Below are 16,477 nucleotides of genomic sequence, written 5' to 3' on the forward strand. Positions count from 1 at the left end.
GCGCGACGTGTGCTCCATCAGACCGGCAGACTGCCCCGACGGGTGTGTGCCGCGCGGAAGACCGACGTATAGTCTGATTAATCAGATTATTCGATGTCGCTCCGAACGGCATCGAAGCCCGGAACCAGGCGACGGAGCCGCGCGGAAGCGTCTCCAGGAAGGGGCGCAGATGCCTCACCTCGCACCAACCAGCGCGAGCACCGTGCTCGCTGCCGGCACCGACACGGTCGATCCGTCCGGTCCGGTCTCGCAGCTCGTGATCGCGGCGCTCATCGGCATCGTCGTGATCATCGTCCTGATCACGTGGCTCAAGATCCACCCGTTCATCGCGCTGACGGTCGGCGCGGTCGGCGTCGGCATCGGCGCGGGACTGGCACCGGACAAGGCCGTGACGAGCTTCGGCGTCGGTTTCGGCGCGACCATGACGAGCGTGGGCATCCTGGTCGGGCTCGGGTCGATGTTCGGCAAGATGCTCGTCGACTCGGGCGCCGCGGACCGGGTGGTGGACACCCTCGTCCGGAAGTCGTCGAAGGCGGCGCTGCCGTGGACGATGGCGCTCATCGGCGCGCTGATCGGCCTGCCGATGTTCTTCGAGGTCGGCCTGGTGCTCCTCATCCCGATCATCGTCCTCGTCGCCAAGCGCAGCGACGTGCCGATCATGAAGATCGCCGTCCCCGCCCTCGTCGGTCTGTCCACGATGCACGCGTTCGTCCCGCCGCACCCCGGCCCGCTCGTCGCGATCTCGACGGTCGGCGCGAACCTCGGCACGACACTCGCCTTCGGCATCGTGCTCGCGATCCCGGTCATCATCCTGGCCGGCCCGGTCTTCGCCCGCTTCGCGGCCCGCTGGGTCGACATCCCGGCACCCGACCTGTTCGGCTCGCGTGGCAGCGACCCGGCTCACGAAGGACGGGAGGCCCGGCGCGGCCCCGCCACGCAGGACACCGCGTCCCTGCCGAACGGCAAGAGCGACTTCACCCGCGTCATCAGCGAACCGCGCAGCCCGTCGTTCGCGGTCGCGCTGATCGGCATCCTGCTGCCGGTGGTCCTCATGCTCGCGCAGGCGATCCGCGAGGCGACGATGCCCGACGCCGCTGGCGCCTGGGTGAGCCTGCTCGACTTCCTCGGTTCGCCGATGGTCGCGATCGGACTCGCGGCGCTGTACGCGATCGTCTTCTTCGCGATCGGCGGCGGCATGGACCGCTCGGCCGTGTCCCGGTCGCTCGAGAGCGCGCTGCCGCCCGTCGCCGGCGTGCTGCTCATCGTCGGCGCGGGCGGTGGGTTCAAGCAGGTCTTGATCGACACCGGGATCGGCGGGGTGATCGCCGACGCCGTGAAGGACTCCGGGATCTCGGTGCTCCTCGTCGCATGGGTCGTCTCGGCGCTGGTCCGTGTCGCCACCGGTTCGGCCACGGTCGCGACCGTCACGGCTGCCGGCATCATGGCACCGATCGCGCAGGACCTGTCGTCGCCGGTGGTGTCGCTCCTGGTGCTCGCGATCGGCGCGGGCTCGGTGTTCCTGTCGCACGTCAACGACGCCGGGTTCTGGCTGGTGAAGGGGTACCTCAACACCACGGTGGGGCAGACGTTCAAGACGTGGACGGTGCTCGAGTGCCTGATCTCGGTGTTCGGGTTGCTCGGCGTCCTGCTCGCGGGGGTGTTCATCCGATGAGCACTCGTCCATTGAGTACCGACAACGCACTCGACGCCCGCGTCCTCGTCGTGATGGGGGTCTCCGGGTCCGGCAAGTCGACCGTGGCCGAGATGGTCGCGAAGCGGCTCGGGTGGGACTTCGCCGAGGGCGACGCGATGCACCCGCAGGCGAACGTCGACAAGATGCACGCCGGTATCCCGCTCGACGACGACGACCGCTGGCCGTGGCTCGAGGTCGTCGCGAGCTGGATCCGCGACCACCTGGACTCCGGGACGAACGGTGTCGTCACGTGCTCGGCACTGAAGCGCTCGTACCGTGACGTCCTCCGGGCGCCCGGCGTGGTGTTCGTGCACGTCGCCGGCGACAACTCCTTGATCGAGGACCGGATGACGGCCAGGTCGGGGCACTTCATGCCGGCGTCGCTCCTGGCGTCGCAGCTCGCGACCCTGGAGCCGCCGCAGGACGACGAGGCGCACATCACCGTCGCCGCCGACCGCACGCCGGAGGAGGAGCGCGACGAGGTGATCGAGCGACTGGGGCTCGAACCCGGCGTCAGGTGAACTGGATCGGGGTACCGACCGGCAGCGCCGCCAGGGTCTTCGTCATCTCGGCGGAGATCCGCACGCATCCGTGCGAGCTGCCGGTCGGGTCCGGGTAGAAGTGCAGCGCCGTCAGTGCGGCGTTCCCCCCGTACGACGGGATGCGGGAGGAGTGCGCGCCGGTCAGGATGATCGGGTTGCCCTGCGTGTAGGTCACCCGCGCGTCGACGTATGCCGCTTCGACGTAGGTCGCCGTGGCGGTCGGGGTCGGGTCGTCCGGTGTGCCGAGCCGTGCTGGCTCGCTCGCCACGACCTGGCCGCTCCGCGCCACGACCGAGACGGTGTCCGCCGCGACGTCGACCCGGATCGTCCGGTCCGTGTCTACGATGCTGAAGTCGGCGGCGCGGGCCCACGCGAACGTCGCACTCGGGGCGTCGGGCACGCCACCGTCACCCGGCGTGCGGTTCCGGGCCGGGGTCGACACGAGCAGCATCCCGCCGTCGACGCCGGCGGAGCGACCCCACACGGCCGTGGCGGCGGGGAGCTCCACCGTCGACACCGTCGCCGAGAGCGTCCCGATGGGCGCAGCGTCGGCGTCCGGGCTGGCGTACAGCGCGACGAGCTGCTCGTTCGGGGTCGCGATCTGCCAGCCGTTCTCGGGGTGGACGTCCGAGCCGTCGAGGAGCGCGGGGATCACCGCGTCGTGGAACGCGAGCGGCAGGGCCGCGAGTTCCGCCGCCGACGGTGCCGCGGGCACGGCGGCGAGGGTCGGCGTCGGCGTCGGCCGCCGGGCGGCGGCGGTCGTCGGTGGGCTCGCCTGGTCGCGGTCCGGTACCAGGGCGAGCCCGACGCACACGACGGTACCGATGAGGGCAGCACCGGCCACACTCGCCACGATCCACGTCCGCCGTCGCACCACGGGCCTCCTGTCCGGTCCTAGCGTTCCGTGACGCGGCCGGACTCGACGCGCCACTGGCGGTCCAGCCGGACCGTCTCCAGCATCCTCCGGTCGTGCGTGACGAGCAGCAGCGTGCCGTCGTACGAGTCGAGTGCCTGTTCGAGCTGCTCGATCGCCGGGAGGTCGAGGTGGTTCGTCGGCTCGTCGAGGACCAGGACGTTCACGCCGCGGGCCTGCAGCAGCGCGAGGCCGGCGCGCGTGCGTTCGCCGGGTGAGAGCTCGCCGGCCGCGCGGCCCACGTGGTCCGCCTTGAGACCGAACTTGGCGAGCAGGGTCCGGACCTCGGCGGTGGCCAGCTCCGGCACGAGGCCCTCGAACACCGCGGCGAGGGGCTCCGTGCCGGTGAACAGCCCGCGGGCCTGGTCGATCTCGCCGACCGCGACGCTCGACCCGGAGCTCGCCGTCCCGGTCGTCGGCGACTGCTTGCCGAGCAGTGCGCGGAGCAGCGTCGACTTGCCGGCGCCGTTGGGGCCGGTGATGCCGATTCGGTCGCCGCCGTCGACCTGTAGCGACACCGGACCGAGCGTGAAGTCGCCCTGCGTGAACGTTGCGTCCGACAGGGTCGCCACGACCGCGGAGCTCCTCGGCGCCTGGCCGATCGTGAACTCGAGCTGCCACTCCTTGCGGGGTTCCTCGACCTCGTCGAGGCGTGCGATGCGGGACTCCATCTGGCGGACCTTCTGCGCCTGCTTCTCGCTCGACTCCGATGCCGCCTTGCGCCGGATCTTGTCGTTGTCCGGTGCCTTCTTCATCGCGTTCCGGACGCCCTGGCTCGACCACTCCCGCTGCGTCCGGGCCCGTGACACCAGATCCGCCTTCGTCGACGCGTACTCGTCGTAGGCGTCCCGCTTGTGCTGACGGGCGATCTCGCGTTCTTCCAGGTAGGCGTCGTAGCCGCCGCCGAAGAGCCGGTTCGACGACTGCGCGAGGTCGAGCTCGAGGACGCCGGTGACCGACCGGGCGAGGAACTCCCGGTCGTGGCTGACGAGGACGACCCCGCCGCGGAGGCCCGTGACGAACGCCTCCAGCTTCGCCAGGCCGTCGAGGTCGAGGTCGTTGGTGGGTTCGTCGAGCAGGACGACGTCGAATCGGGACAGCAGCAGCGCGGCCAGTCCGACCCGTGCGGCCTGACCGCCGGACAGCGACGTCATGAGCGCGTCCGTGTCCACGGTCAGCCCGAGGTCCGCGAGGACGGCCGGGACGCGCTCGTCGAGGTCGGCCGCGCCCGACGCGAGCCACCGGTCGAGCGCGGTGGAGTACCGGTCGGCGGCGTCGGCCGGGGCATCCGGGTCCCCGAGGGCAGCCGCGGCGGTGTCCATCTCCGCGGTCGCCGCGGTGCAGCCGGTCCGTCGTCCGAGGTACCCGGTCACGGTCTCCCCGGCGACCCGCTCGTGTTCCTGGGGCAGCCAGCCGACGAACGCGTCGGCCGGGGCGAGCGACACGGTGCCCGCGAGCGGCTCGTCGACGCCCGCGAGGAGCCGCAGCAGGGTGGACTTGCCGGCGCCGTTCACGCCGACGACGCCGATCACGTCCCCGGGGGCGACCGTGAGGTCGAGCCCCTCGAACAGTGTGCGTGCGGCGTAGCCGCCGGCGAGGCCCTTGACGACGAGCGTGGCGGTCATGGTGCAATCGTCCCATGGACGCATCAGTGGCCGTGGTCGGGCCGGGAGCCATCGGGACCGTCGTCGCCGCAGCACTGCACGACGCCGGTCGGACGCCGCTGTTGTTCGGTCGGACGGCTCGGGACCACCTGGAGCTCGTGGACGTGTCCGGGCGGATCGTGGTGCCAGGGCCCGTCGAGACCGACCCGCGAGCCGTGGCGGATCCCGTTGACGTCGTGCTCCTCGCCGTGAAGGCGACCCAGGTACGGGCCTGCGCACCCTGGCTCGCCGCGCTCTGCCGACCGGGCACCGTGGTCTGTGTGCTGCAGAACGGGGTCGAGCAGGTCCGTTCCCTCGCGCCGCACGTCGCTGGTGCCGACGTCGTGCCGTCGGTGGTCTGGTTCCCGGCCGAGACGCAGCACGACGGCACCGTCTGGCTCCGTGCGACGCCGCGGCTGACCCTGCCGGACGGGCCGGGTACCGGAGCCCTGCTGCGCGCGATGGACGGCACGCGGGTCGAGGTCGACGTCGCGCAGGACTTCACGAGTGTCGCGTGGCGGAAGCTCCTGCAGAACGCCGTCGCGGGCCTCATGGTCCTCACCGGGCGTCGCGCCGGGATGTTCGCGCGGGACGACCTCGCGCGGCTCGCGCACGACTACCTGCGGGAGTGCCTGCTCGTCGCCCGTGCGGAGGGGGCGGACCTCGGCGACGACGTGCCCGACGCACTCGTCGAGCAGTTCCGTGGCTCGCCCGCCGACATGGGGACCTCGATCCTCGCCGACCGGATCGCGGGGAACCCGCTCGAGTGGGACGTGCGGAACGGCGTGGTGCAGCGACTCGGAGCGGCCCACGGCATCGCGACACCCGTGAGCGACGTGCTCGTGCCGCTCCTCGCCGCCGCGAGTGACGGACCGGGCTGATCCCGTGGCAGGATCTCCGGTGTGCTGACCGCGGTGTTCCTGCTCGTCGCCGGGGTCCTCGCCGGCGTGATCGGCACCGCTGGCGGCATCACGTCGCTCGTCGCCTACCCCGCGCTCCTCGCCGTGGGTGTGCCGCCCCTCGCCGCGAACGTCACGAACTCGGTCGCGTTGCTCGGCAGTGGTGCGAGCTCCGCCCTGCGCGCCCGCGCGGACCTCGTCGGACACGGCCCGACCCTGCGGCGGTGGATGCCGATCACGGTGATCGTCTCCGCGGCGGGCGCGGTGCTGCTGCTCCTCACGCCGTCGCACCTGTTCGACCGGATCGTGCCGTTCCTCGTGGCGGCCGGGTCGGTGCTGCTCCTGGCGCAGCCGTGGATCGACCGGCGGCGCGGATCGGCCACGATGCGGCCAGGGGTCGCGACGACGAGCGTCTCGGCGGTCTCGCTCTACAACGGGTACTTCGGCGCGGGGTCCGGCGTGCTCATGATCGCCGTCATGCTCCTGGACGGGGAGCCCGTGCTGCACCGGGCGAACGCGCTGAAGAACGTGCTCCTGCTCGCGGCGGACGTCCTGCCAGCGGTGGCGTTCGCCCTGTCCGGGACCGTGGTGTGGGCGATGGTGTGGCCCCTCGGCATCGGGGCGGTCCTCGGTGGCCTGATCGGACCGAGCGTCGCGCGTCGCGTCCCGCCGACGCCGCTGCGCATCGCGATCGCCGTCTGCGGGTTCGTGTTGGCCGTGTACCTGTTCTTCGAGGCGTGACGCGGGACCGTTCCATGCCAGAGCCGGACGCCCGCAGGCTCGCCGGGATCACCGCGTCAGTCGGGCGTCCGCCGGCACGCCGGGATCACCGGGTCAGCAGCTCGATCCACTCCGCGCGCTCGGTGAGCAGGCGGCGCTGCCGAGCGCGACCATCAGCGGTCGAGTGCTCGTCGCGTCGGCTGAACCGCAGGAGGTCAAGGAACACCACGGCCACGCAAGCGCGGAACACCACCGGTTCGGCAGCGTCCGTCCCAGCGGCGACGATGCGCACGAGCGCGTCCTGGTCGACCCGGTCGTGGCTCAGCAGCGTCGCGAGGTCGAACGTTCGCGGCCCGCTGCCGATCGCCTCGACGTCGACCACGCCGCTGACCGAGCCGCCGTCGAACAGGACGTTGGCCGGCCGGAAGTCCCCGTGCACCATGTCCGTGCGCGGCCACGTGGCGCGGTCCGCGTCCCGGAGGAGCCGGTCGCAGACGTCGAGCATCGGCCAGGGCGCGCCGGACTCCGCGCGGAGCCGTTCCCGACCCGCTCCGATCTGCTCCTGCAGGAAGTCCGTCCAGCAGTGCTCCGGCGACGGGTCGATCCCGGCCTGCGACTCGACGACCGCGATCAACGCCTCCGCCGTCGCCGTGTCCACGTCGTCGGTCGTGTGCCCTGGGCACCACTCCTGGACCTGGTAGCCGATGCCCGCTCCGGTCGTCCCGGACGCGAGCCACGCCGGCGTCGGGTAGCCCGCGTGCCGAGCGACGTCGACCGCGTGCCGGGCGGCGACGATCCGCACCGCCCACTCCGCGTCCGCCGTCGTCTTCAGGACGGCAGCGGAGTCGTCCTCGGCGCGGACCAGCCAGGCGCCGGTCTGCCGACCACCGTCGAGCCGTTCCGCGAGGTGCCAGCGCCGTCCCGTCACGGCCGACGCGTCGCGGAGCGCTGCCTCGGCCTGGGCGCGGTCCGTCGTCATCGGCGCACGCGTTCCACGATCGTCCGGGCGACCTCCGGCGCCGGGGTCGTGGTCGTGTCGACCACCTCGGCCGCGTCGCCCAACCACGCCTCGAACGCCGCCGCGTACCGGTCGACGCGACTGTGCCGGAACGTGGACGGCCCGAGCACCTCGTCGCCGTCGATCCGCGCCCGGAGCGTCTCCGGCTCGGCGTGCAGCACGAAGTGCCGGATCGGGACGTCGTACCGGGCGAGTCCGTCGCTGATCTCGCGCCAGTACGCCTCGACCAGCACCGTCATCGGCATCACGAGCGTCCCGCCGGTGTAGTCGAGTACCCGACGGGCGGTCTCGACGACGAGCGGACGCCACGGGTCCCAGTGCTGGAAGTCGTCGAGGTCCGGGAGCGGTGGCGAGACGTCCATGAGCGTCTCGCCCACCTTCTCGGCGTCGAGGACGTGCGACCCGGGCAGGAGGTCCCGGACGAGCGCGGCCGTCGTCGTCTTGCCCACCCCGTGCGTGCCGTTCAGCCATACGATCACGGCACCGACGCTAGCGCGACGCGGGTCGGGAAGCCGGGACGTCGACGATCCGCTCGGCACCGACGACCGGGGCGAGCGTGCCGGCCGACGTGGCTGCGAGGTCCGCCACGAGGGTCGGGATCGCCGGGGCGGGGACCCACAGTTCGAAGGTCGCGGCCGTCCCGTACCTGGTCTCCGCCAGCGTCGAACCGTGGTGCCGCACCCAGTCGCGCAGCACGTTGTCGACCCGCCCGGCATCCGCGTGCCGGACGTCCACGGTCACCGACGTCAGGGCTTCGCGGCGGACGGTCTCGGCTCGGTCGAGTGCTTCGGACACCGACGTCGAGTACGCGCGGACGAGTCCGCCTGCACCGAGCTTGACGCCGCCGAAGTACCGCGTCACGACCGCCACGACGTCGGTCAGTTCGCGGCGGCGCAGGACCTCGAGCATCGGCACGCCAGCGGTGCCGGACGGTTCGCCGTCGTCCGAGGAGCGCGCCTGGTCACCGAGGACGCCGGTCACCATCGCGGTGCAGTTGTGTCGCGCGTCCCAGAACCGCTTCCGGACCTCGGCGATCGCCTGGTCCGCCGCGTCCGGGTCGGACACCGGGACGACGGTGGTGATGAACCGCGACTTCGTGATGACGATCTCGTGCTCGACCGTGGCCGCGATCGTGGACGGGTAGCGGCGGCTCACCCGTCGAGCGTACCCGCGCGAGGGGTACGGCTCAGCTGCAGGCAGGGACGAGGACCAGGGCGAATAGGCTCGGGAACCGTGTTCGAACTCCACCACCTCTCCGCGCAGGAACTCTGGGACTGGATCCGCCGCGGCGACACCACGGCCCGCGAAGCGACCGAGCACTTCCTCGCCCGCATCGAGCGGTTGGACCCGGGACTCGGTGCCTTCGTGACGGTCACCGCGGACGCTGCGCGCGAACGAGCCGACCGTCTCGGCCACCTGGTGCCGACGTCGAGACCGTTGTGGGGCCTCCCGTCCGGCGACAAGGACCTGTACGACCGCGCCGGCGTGCCCACCGGATCCGGGACGGCGTCGTTGCCGGAGCGGCCGGCGACGGCCGACCACCCGCTCGTGGCGGCGCTCGACGCCGCCGGTGCGGTGAGCCTCGGCAAGACGGCGAGCCCGGAGTTCGGGATGTCGTCGTCGTCCGAGACGGCGCGTGGTGTCACGCGCAACCCGTACGACACGAGCCGGGCTCCTGGTGGGTCGTCGAGCGGCGCGGCGGTCGCGGTCGCGGCGGGACTGCTGCCGGCGGCGGTCGGGTCGGATGGCGGGGGATCGGTGCGGATCCCCGCTGCCGCGACGGGCCTCGTCGGGCTGAAGCCGAGCCGGGGCCGCGTACCGTCGCTGCCCGGGCGCTCGGGCGTGGGCGGGCTCTCGGTGGCCGGGCCGCTGACGCGCTCCGTCGCGGACGCGGGCATGTACCTGGACGCGCTCGTGGCGCCGACGGGCCTCGACGAGCCCGCGCCGTACGCGCTCGTCACACCGGACGTCGGTGACGGACCCTTCACCGCGGCGGCCGTGCGAGGCGAGGGGCGGTTCGTCCTCGGCGTGCTCGACGGGTCGCCGTGGGACGACACGGTCGACGTCGTGGTCGATCCGGCGGCACGGGCGGCTGTGGACACCGCACTCCGGGTGCTCGGCGAGCTCGGCCACGGCATCGAGGACGTCGCGATGCCGCGCGTGCCGTACGCGTCGGCGTTCCGGGTCGCGTGGGAGAGCTCTGCCGCGCGGCTGCCGTCCGTCCCCGGCATCGACCTGTCCGCGCTCACCCCGCTGGTCTCCTGGCTGCTCGCCAGGGGCCGGGCGCTGACGGGGACGCAGGTCCTCGACGCGATGACGGCGCTCGACTTGTTCTCGACGACGCTCATCGGTGCGTTCGACCGATTCGACGCCGTCGTCACGCCGACGCTCGCGCTCACGCCGCGTCCGCTCGGCTGGTACGGCGAGGACCCCGAGGAGGACTTCCGCCGCCAGTGCGCGTACTCACCGTGGACGTCGATGGCGAACGTGGCGGGGCTCCCGGCGATCACGCTGCCGGTCGGGGTGACCGAGGACACGCACCCGGACGGTGGTGGGCTCCCGATGGGCGTGCAGCTCATCGGCCGGCCGGGTGGGGAGCGCACGCTGCTGGCGCTCGGCGCGCAGCTCGAGCGGCGCATCCGCTGGCAGCGGCGGCACCCGCCGGTGTGGTGAGGCCGGTCGGCACCGGCACCGGCCCCGCCCGCGGACGCACCCAGACGGGAGGCTCGTGGCGGCCCCGCGCCGACCCTCCCGTCCGGCCCGTGTCAGGTGCTCCCGCCGCGCCGGTCTCGGCTCCCCGCCGGTCGGGTCGGCTCGTGACTGGTCACGACATCCCGTTGGTAGATCGTCGAGTGGTCGGGGGCCGTCGTCTGCGCTGCGCGCGGCCGACGACGTCCGACCACTCGACGTACGTGAGCGGGGTGTTGTGACCAGTGGGCGAGGGACCAGTGGGCGAGGGGCCAGTGGGCGAGGGACCAGCGGCGGGGCGCGCCCGGCCCGGCCCGGCCCGCCCTACGGGAGCGTGGGGGCGGCGTCGACCAGCGCGCGGGTCAGCGGGTGCGCCGGGGCGTCGAGCAGGGACACCGGACCGTGCTCGACGATCCGCCCGGCCGACATCACCGCGACCGAGTCGCACAGCCGCTGCACCACGCCGATGTCGTGCGACACCAGGACGAGCGTCAGCCCGAGCTCCGCGGCGAGCGAGTGGAACAGGTCGATCACCCGCGCGCGGACGACCACGTCGAGGGCACTCATCGGCTCGTCCCCGAACAGGATCCGCGGCCCGTGCACCACCGCCCGGGCGATCGCGATCCGCTGCCGCTGCCCACCCGAGAACTCGTGCGGGTACCGGTCGGCAGCGTCGGCGGGCAGGTCCACCCGCGACAGCGCCGACGCCACGAGCGCCGCGTGCGACCCCGGGATCCGGAGCGCCCGCAGCGGCTCCCCGACGATCGCCCCCACGCGCATCCGCGGGTCCAGCGACGAGTACGGGTCCTGGAACACCACCCCGGTCTCGCGACGGAACCAGCGCATCGCGGCCGCGGACCCGGACGCGACCACCGGCCGACCGCCGGCCGACACGGTGCCTGCGGAAGGGGCCTCCAGTCCGGCCAGCAGGCGGACGAGGGTCGACTTGCCGGAACCGGACTCCCCGATGATCCCGAGCCGCGCACCGTCGGGCACCGTCAGGTCCACGCCGTCCACGGCGGTGCGGACCGGGCCGGGCTCGAACGGGCCGCGGCGGGGGAGTCGGTACGTGCGGTGCAGTCCGACTGCTTCCAGGGCGGTCACGGGGTCCTCCTCGCGGTGGCGCGGGCGGCATCGACGAGTGCTCGCGTGGCGGGGTGCTGCGGGGCAGCGAGGAGGTCGGCGACCGTTCCCGTCTCGACGACCCGGCCGGCGTCGAGCACGACGGCCGTGTCCGCGATCCGGGCGAGCACGGCGAGGTCGTGCGTCACGAACAGCACGGAGACGTCGAGTCCCTCGAGCAGGTCGAGGATCCGCGCCTCGGTCGTGACGTCGAGCGCCGTCGTGGGTTCGTCGGCGACGAGGAGGTCCGGCCGGCCGGCGATCGCCATCGCGATGCAGATGCGCTGCCGCTGCCCACCGGAGAGCTGGTGCGGGTACTGCCGGAGCAGCGAGACGGGGTCCGGGAGCCCGACCTGCTGGGCGAGTTCGACCGCGGCGCGGTCGGCAGCCCGCCGGTCGAGTCCGCGGTGCAGTCGGAGCGGCTCGGCGATCTGCTTCCCGACGCGACGGAGCGGATCGAGCGCGGTGCCCGGCTCCTGGAACACCATGCCGATCCGCGCGCCGCGGAACGCGGCACGCGACCGGTCGGGCATCCCGACGAGCTCCTCGCCGTCCAGCCGGATGCTGCCGGTCACGTCGGCGCCGCTCGGCTCCAGGCCCATCAGCGCCAGCGACGTCATGGACTTGCCGGATCCGGATGCGCCGATCACGCCGACACGCCGGCCGGGAGGCACGGTGAACGACACGCGGTCCAGGACCGTCCGCCCCGTGATGCGGACCGACAGGTCACGCACCTCCAGTCCGCCGGCCGCGGTCGCGTCGGTGGTCGCCGCGCTGGTCGCGTCGGTGGGCGTCATGCGATCCCCTCGGTCCCGGTCACCCGTGCGGAGTCCGTGCCAGGCACAGGTTCGGTGCCCGGTGCACGATCGGCGTCCCGCGTGGCGTCCCGCGCGGCGTCGCCCGTCGTCAGGCGCGGGTCGGAGGCGTCGCGGATGGCGTCGCCGAGCAGCGAGAGCGCGGCCACGACGAGGGCGATCGCCGCACCCGGCCACGTCGCGCTCCACGGGTGCACGCCGATGTACGTCTGCAGGTCGGACAACAGGCTGCCCCACGACGCCGTCCCGGAGCCCGCGCCGTAGCCGAGGTAGGACAGGCCCGCCTCGGCGAGGACCGCGGTCGCCATCGCGAGCGAGAGCTGCACGGTGAAGAGCGGCGCGGCGTTCGGGACGAGGTGCCGGACGAGCACGCCCCACGGACCGACGCCGGACGCCTTGGCCGCGACGACGTAGTCGCTCCTGGCGATGCGACGGATCTCCCCGCGGGCGACGCGGGCGATCGTCACGCCGAACGCCAGGCCGACGGACGCGATGACGACGCCGAGCGACCCGCCGAAGATCGCGGTGAGGAGCATCGCCGTGAGCAGCGTGGGGAAGGCCACCAGGATGTCGAGGAGCACGGCCATGCCCTCGCGCACCCACCGCGCGGTGAGCGCCCCGATCGCCGTGAGCACGATGCCGACGACGCTCGCGATGATCCCGGACCCGACCGCGACGATGACGGTGGTGCGGGTGCCGGCGAGCAGGTAGCTCGCGATGTCGCGCCCGACCCCGTCGGTGCCGAACCAGTGCGCGCCGCTCGGCGGCTCCCACTGGTGGAACGGGTCGGTGCGGAACGGGTTCTCCGGCGTCCAGAACAGGGACACGACCGCGAGCACCACGAGCAGGCCGAGCACGACGACGGCGAACACGCCCGTCGGCCGGGCGAGGATGCGGCGGAAGGCCGTCACGACGCCTCCCGCTGTCGGGGGTCGAGCGCACGGTGGACGACGTCCACGGCGAAGCCGACCAGGAGCACCAGGCCGGTGAGGACGAGCAGTTCGGACTGCACCTTCGTGATTTCGCGGCGACCGACGTCGGTCACGAGCATCCGGCCGACGCCCGGCAGCGAGAACAGCTGCTCGACGACGACCGCACCGACGAGGAGCCCGGCGATCTGCACGCCGAGGACCGCCAGCACGGTGAGCGCCACGCTCGGCAGGCCGTGCCGGACGAGCGCGCCGTTCCGGGTCAGCCCGATCGCCGCAGCCGTCCGGACGTGGTCGGCGTCGAGCACCGACAGTGTGGCGGAGCGGGTGAAGCGGAGGATGACGGCGCCCTCGACCGCACCGATCGTCAGCGCGGGGAGCACCAGCGACGAGAACGCCCGTCCGGGTTCCGACCAACCGTCGAGCGGGAAGCCCTGCGTCGGCAACCAGTGCAGCGTCACCGCGAAGAGCGCGACGAGCAACATCCCGGCCCACACGATCGGGACCGCGGCGACCGCCTGGGCGACGAAGGCGATGACCGCACCGCCCGCCCGTCGACGGAGCACGGCTGCGACGACCCCGAGCGGGACGCCGAGCACGAGGGCGGCGGCGAGGGACATGCCAGCGAGGGGGAGCGTCACGCCGAGCTTCTCGGTGATCTCCGGGGCGACCGCGCCGTCGGTGACGAGCGACCGACCCAGGTCCCCGCGGAACACGCCGCCGATCCAGTCGAGGTACTGCACCACCACGGGGCGGTCGAGGCCCAGCTGCTGCCGGAGTTCCTCGACCTGCGCCGGGGTGGCCTGCGTGCCGGCGACGATCTGCGCGACGTCGCCGGGCAGCACGCGGAGCGTGGCGAAGATGATGATGCTCGCCACGAGCAGACCGACGACGAGCAGCAGCAGTCGCCCGACGAGGAACCGGGTCACGAGTCGATGCTAGTCAGCAGCTACTTCACCGCGAGCTTCGAGAGGTCGAAGCGGGAGTTCGTGCCGTCGAAGGGCACCCCGGTGACGCCCTTCCGGACGGCCGTGATCGACGTCGACGTGTACAGCCACTCGCCGGCCGCGTCCTCGCTGACGATCTTCGCCGCCTTCCGGAGGTCGGCCGCCTTCTCGTCCGCACTGGTCGCCGCGACCGAGTCTGCGTAGAGCTGCTGCACCTCGGCGTTGTCGTACCCGAAGTAGTAGTCCGGGTTCGCCCAGTTGCCGAAGTCACGGGCCTCGACGTGGTCGACCATCGAGAGCTGGAAGTCCTTCTTCTCGAAGACCTGCGAGAGCCAGGTGGCGAAGTCGACGCGCTTGACCGTCAAGCTGATCCCCACGTCGGCGAGCTGCGACTTCAGCACGTCGCCGATGGTCGACGGGTAGATGTTCGCGTACGTCAGCGTGAGGTCGAGCTCCGGGGAGCCGGCCTCGGCCAGCAGCTTCTTCGCGTTCGACGGGTCGTGCGCGTCGATGTCCGTCAGGTCCTCGTAGCCCGGGTCCAGCTGGGGGATCGGGCCGCCCTGCTCGACGCCCGTGCCACCGATGGCCTTGATGATCGCCTTGGAGTCGATCGCCTGCCGGATCGCCTGGCGCACCCGCTTGTCGGTGAACGGCGCCGCTTTGTCGTTGAACGCGAGCGTGTACTTGTCGGTCGTCTTGCCCGTGTGGAGCGTGATGTCGGACGAGTTCTGCAGCTGGCTCTTCAGCGTGCCGTCGACGGCGGTCTGCACGTCGAGGTCGCCGTTCGCCATCGCGTTCACGGCCGTCGAGGGCTGCGTGATGTACCGGAAGACGATCTTCGCGACCTTCGCCTTCGTGCCCCAGTAGTCCGCGTTCCGTTCGAACGTCAGGGAGTCGCCCTGCTTCCAGCTCGCGACCTCGTACGGTCCGGTGCCGTTCGCGGTGTCCGAGCGGTCGTTCTTCGCCGCCTTCTCCAGCACGAGGCCCGAGCGCCCGGTGAGGTTCCAGAGCAGGTCGGAGTCCGGCTTCGACAGCTTCAGGACGACGGTGTCCGCCGACGGCGACGCGATCGACGACACGTTCGCGAGCTTCGCCGAGTCGACGTAGGACGCGTTGTCCTTGACCTGCTGCAGCGACCAGACGACGTCGTCCGCGGTGACGGGCTTGCCGTCCTGGAAGGTGGTGCCCTTGCGGAGCGTGAACGTGTACGTCAGGCCGTCGCTCGACACCTCGTGCTTCGCCGCGAGCACGTCGCGGACGTCACCGTCGGCCGTGCGTCCGACGAGGCCCTGGTACACGTTGTCGATGAGGACCTGGTCGAGCGCAGCGCCCGACTGGGTGCGGATGTCGAGGCTCGTGGGCTCGAGGACCAGGCCGACCCGGACCGTGGCGTCGGTGCCGCCGGTCTCGTTCGAGGATCCGGCGCAGCCCGCCAGCGCGATGCCGGTGACGAGTGCCACGGTGGTCGCGACCATCGCGGTGCGACGGCGGCTGCTGCGGGGGAGGGAGAAGCTCATGGGTTGTGGGTTCCTTCCGGCGCTGGAGCGACGGTCGTCGCGCGCGCTCGGAAGAGGCTACCGGCGCGCGGGGGTTTCTTCGATCCCGTGCAACAAACCGTTACGAGTCGCCCATTCCCGGATCGCCGCCGCGAGCTCGAGCGGTGCCTGCGTCTGCACCGCGTGGCGTGCCTCGACCGTGACGATCGTCGCGTCGGGGAGTCGTTCCGCGAACGTGGTCACCAGCTTCGGGGACACGTAGCCCCGGTCGCCGCGGACGAGCAGGATCGGGACCTCGAGTGACTCCAGGTCGGGCCAGGCGTCCGCGAACCGACCCACCGACGAGGTCCGTCCCTCCGGCAGGTGCGGGAAGTGGTGCCGTCGGACGAGCGTGCCGTCCTGACCGAGCCGGGTGGTGTGCCGGGCCTCGCGGAGGAGGACCTGACGATCGTCACCGACACGGGCCTCGATCGCCCGGTCGACGACCTCGTCGAGGGACGTGAACGGCGGTTCCGACTCCAGCGCCCGGGCGATCCGGTCCACGGCACGCTGGGCGAAGTCCGGGGACATGTCGACGAGCACGAGTCCGGTGACGCGTTCCGGAGCGGTGGCGGCGATGCGCGCCGCGAGGATCGCACCGAGGGAGTGCCCGACGAGGACCCCCGGCGGCACGTCGAGCGCGTCCATGGCGGCGAGGACGGTGGGTGCGGTCGCGGACGCCGCGTAGTCGGCGTCGTCCCGCCATGCCGACCGGCCGTGGCCCGGGAGGTCCAGGGCGACGGCCGGCTGGCCGACGGCGATCGCCGTCTGGTCGAAACTGTGGGCGTCGATCCCGAGCCCGTGCAGGTAGGTGATCCGAGCCTCCCGGCCCGGCACTGCCGGATCCTGCCACCGGATCGCGGAGACGGCGCCTCCCGTCGTGGTCCGGATCTCCTGCCGGGAGGCTCGGAGCGGCTCCGCCACGCCGCTCGCGCGGGCGAGGTCGGCCAGGTCGCGGAATTCGTCGTCGGAATCGGGCACGAGCGTCAGTCTCGCAGGTGGTCGCCGCCCTG

At 72.5% G+C, this 16,477-nt stretch carries 16 protein-coding genes; 5 read left to right on the top strand and 11 right to left on the bottom strand.

Going from position 1 to position 16,477, the window contains the following annotated elements; genetic code table 11:
* Positions 1 to 169: 169 nt before the first annotated feature.
* Positions 170 to 1,672: a GntP family permease gene (locus ACEN9V_RS00730; RefSeq protein ID WP_413601744.1), complete on the top strand. Its 1,503-nt coding sequence runs from the start codon at positions 170 to 172 to the stop codon at positions 1,670 to 1,672.
* Entirely contained in the window at positions 1,669 to 2,214 is a 546-nt protein-coding gene (locus ACEN9V_RS00735; RefSeq protein WP_413601745.1) for a gluconokinase, read from the top strand. Before ACEN9V_RS00730 ends, ACEN9V_RS00735 begins: the two co-directional genes overlap by 4 nt.
* Here the strand turns inward: ACEN9V_RS00735 and ACEN9V_RS00740 are convergent.
* Both ACEN9V_RS00740 and ACEN9V_RS00745 read right to left on the bottom strand, forming a co-directional pair.
* On the bottom strand, positions 2,207 to 3,109 hold the full coding sequence (locus ACEN9V_RS00740) for a L,D-transpeptidase (RefSeq protein WP_413601746.1): 903 nt from the start codon (positions 3,107 to 3,109) through the stop codon (positions 2,207 to 2,209). The genes ACEN9V_RS00735 and ACEN9V_RS00740 overlap by 8 nt on opposite strands.
* A 20-nt stretch (positions 3,110 to 3,129) precedes the next feature.
* Positions 3,130 to 4,773, bottom strand: coding sequence for an ABC-F family ATP-binding cassette domain-containing protein (locus ACEN9V_RS00745; RefSeq protein ID WP_413601747.1), 1,644 nt, complete (start codon positions 4,771 to 4,773; stop codon positions 3,130 to 3,132).
* A 14-nt stretch (positions 4,774 to 4,787) separates the two neighbouring features.
* On the opposite strand from ACEN9V_RS00745, the gene ACEN9V_RS00750 reads away from it, so the two are divergent.
* Entirely contained in the window at positions 4,788 to 5,672 is an 885-nt protein-coding gene (locus tag ACEN9V_RS00750) for an oxidoreductase (protein ID WP_413601748.1), read from the top strand.
* Between the two features lie 21 nt (positions 5,673 to 5,693).
* Positions 5,694 to 6,431 carry a sulfite exporter TauE/SafE family protein gene (locus ACEN9V_RS00755; RefSeq protein ID WP_413601749.1) on the top strand — a complete coding sequence of 246 codons (738 nt, stop codon included), beginning with the start codon at positions 5,694 to 5,696 and terminating at the stop codon, positions 6,429 to 6,431.
* Positions 6,432 to 6,516: 85 nt separating this feature from the next.
* Here ACEN9V_RS00755 and ACEN9V_RS00760 read toward each other — a convergent pair whose 3' ends face one another.
* Genes ACEN9V_RS00760 through ACEN9V_RS00770 form a run of 3 tightly spaced genes read right to left on the bottom strand, consistent with a single transcriptional unit; the run spans position 6,517 to position 8,583 of the window.
* The gene (locus ACEN9V_RS00760) at positions 6,517 to 7,389 is read right to left on the bottom strand and encodes a phosphotransferase family protein (protein ID WP_413601750.1); all 873 of its coding nucleotides are present in this window, start codon (positions 7,387 to 7,389) and stop codon (positions 6,517 to 6,519) included.
* Positions 7,386 to 7,907 (bottom strand): AAA family ATPase, encoded by a 522-nt coding sequence (locus tag ACEN9V_RS00765; RefSeq protein WP_413601751.1) that lies wholly within the window; start codon positions 7,905 to 7,907, stop codon positions 7,386 to 7,388. The genes ACEN9V_RS00760 and ACEN9V_RS00765 overlap by 4 nt, the downstream gene beginning before the upstream one ends.
* 10 nt (positions 7,908 to 7,917) lie before the next feature.
* Complete coding sequence (locus ACEN9V_RS00770; RefSeq protein WP_413601752.1) at positions 7,918 to 8,583, bottom strand: YigZ family protein; 666 nt, start codon at positions 8,581 to 8,583, stop codon at positions 7,918 to 7,920.
* A gap of 78 nt (positions 8,584 to 8,661) precedes the next feature.
* On the opposite strand from ACEN9V_RS00770, the gene ACEN9V_RS00775 reads away from it, so the two are divergent.
* Positions 8,662 to 10,101, top strand: coding sequence for an amidase (locus ACEN9V_RS00775; RefSeq protein WP_413601753.1), 1,440 nt, complete (start codon positions 8,662 to 8,664; stop codon positions 10,099 to 10,101).
* A gap of 339 nt (positions 10,102 to 10,440) precedes the next feature.
* Here ACEN9V_RS00775 and ACEN9V_RS00780 read toward each other — a convergent pair whose 3' ends face one another.
* Genes ACEN9V_RS00780 through ACEN9V_RS00805 form a run of 6 tightly spaced genes read right to left on the bottom strand, consistent with a single transcriptional unit; the run spans position 10,441 to position 16,445 of the window.
* A complete protein-coding gene (locus ACEN9V_RS00780) occupies positions 10,441 to 11,220 on the bottom strand; it encodes an ABC transporter ATP-binding protein (RefSeq protein WP_413601754.1) in 780 nt (259 codons plus the stop codon).
* Positions 11,217 to 12,035 carry an ABC transporter ATP-binding protein gene (locus ACEN9V_RS00785; RefSeq protein WP_413601755.1) on the bottom strand — a complete coding sequence of 273 codons (819 nt, stop codon included), beginning with the start codon at positions 12,033 to 12,035 and terminating at the stop codon, positions 11,217 to 11,219. The genes ACEN9V_RS00780 and ACEN9V_RS00785 overlap by 4 nt, the downstream gene beginning before the upstream one ends.
* Entirely contained in the window at positions 12,032 to 12,964 is a 933-nt protein-coding gene (locus tag ACEN9V_RS00790; RefSeq protein WP_413601756.1) for an ABC transporter permease, read from the bottom strand. Before ACEN9V_RS00790 ends, ACEN9V_RS00785 begins: the two co-directional genes overlap by 4 nt.
* Positions 12,961 to 13,911, bottom strand: coding sequence for an ABC transporter permease (locus ACEN9V_RS00795; protein WP_413601757.1), 951 nt, complete (start codon positions 13,909 to 13,911; stop codon positions 12,961 to 12,963). Before ACEN9V_RS00795 ends, ACEN9V_RS00790 begins: the two co-directional genes overlap by 4 nt.
* Positions 13,912 to 13,931: 20 nt before the next feature.
* The gene (locus ACEN9V_RS00800; protein WP_413601758.1) at positions 13,932 to 15,446 is read right to left on the bottom strand and encodes an ABC transporter substrate-binding protein; all 1,515 of its coding nucleotides are present in this window, start codon (positions 15,444 to 15,446) and stop codon (positions 13,932 to 13,934) included.
* Between the two features lie 57 nt (positions 15,447 to 15,503).
* Positions 15,504 to 16,445: an alpha/beta fold hydrolase gene (locus ACEN9V_RS00805; RefSeq protein WP_413601759.1), complete on the bottom strand. Its 942-nt coding sequence runs from the start codon at positions 16,443 to 16,445 to the stop codon at positions 15,504 to 15,506.
* Between the last annotated feature and the right edge of the window lie 32 nt (positions 16,446 to 16,477).

Source organism: Curtobacterium sp. Curtsp57, from assembly GCF_047324335.1.
Taxonomy (GTDB): Bacteria; Actinomycetota; Actinomycetes; order Actinomycetales; family Microbacteriaceae; genus Curtobacterium.

Excerpts from the sequence above, each read along its gene's own strand:
- ACEN9V_RS00800 (WP_413601758.1), bottom strand. The coding sequence starts at position 15,446 with ATGAGCTTCTCCCTCCCCCGCAGCAGCCGCCGTCGCACCGCGATGGTC.
- ACEN9V_RS00745 (WP_413601747.1), bottom strand. The coding sequence starts at position 4,773 with ATGACCGCCACGCTCGTCGTCAAGGGCCTCGCCGGCGGCTACGCCGCA.
- ACEN9V_RS00730 (WP_413601744.1), top strand. The coding sequence starts at position 170 with ATGCCTCACCTCGCACCAACCAGCGCGAGCACCGTGCTCGCTGCCGGC.
- ACEN9V_RS00735 (WP_413601745.1), top strand. The coding sequence starts at position 1,669 with ATGAGCACTCGTCCATTGAGTACCGACAACGCACTCGACGCCCGCGTC.
- ACEN9V_RS00760 (WP_413601750.1), bottom strand. The coding sequence starts at position 7,389 with ATGACGACGGACCGCGCCCAGGCCGAGGCAGCGCTCCGCGACGCGTCG.
- ACEN9V_RS00750 (WP_413601748.1), top strand. The coding sequence starts at position 4,788 with ATGGACGCATCAGTGGCCGTGGTCGGGCCGGGAGCCATCGGGACCGTC.
- ACEN9V_RS00785 (WP_413601755.1), bottom strand. The coding sequence starts at position 12,035 with ATGACGCCCACCGACGCGACCAGCGCGGCGACCACCGACGCGACCGCG.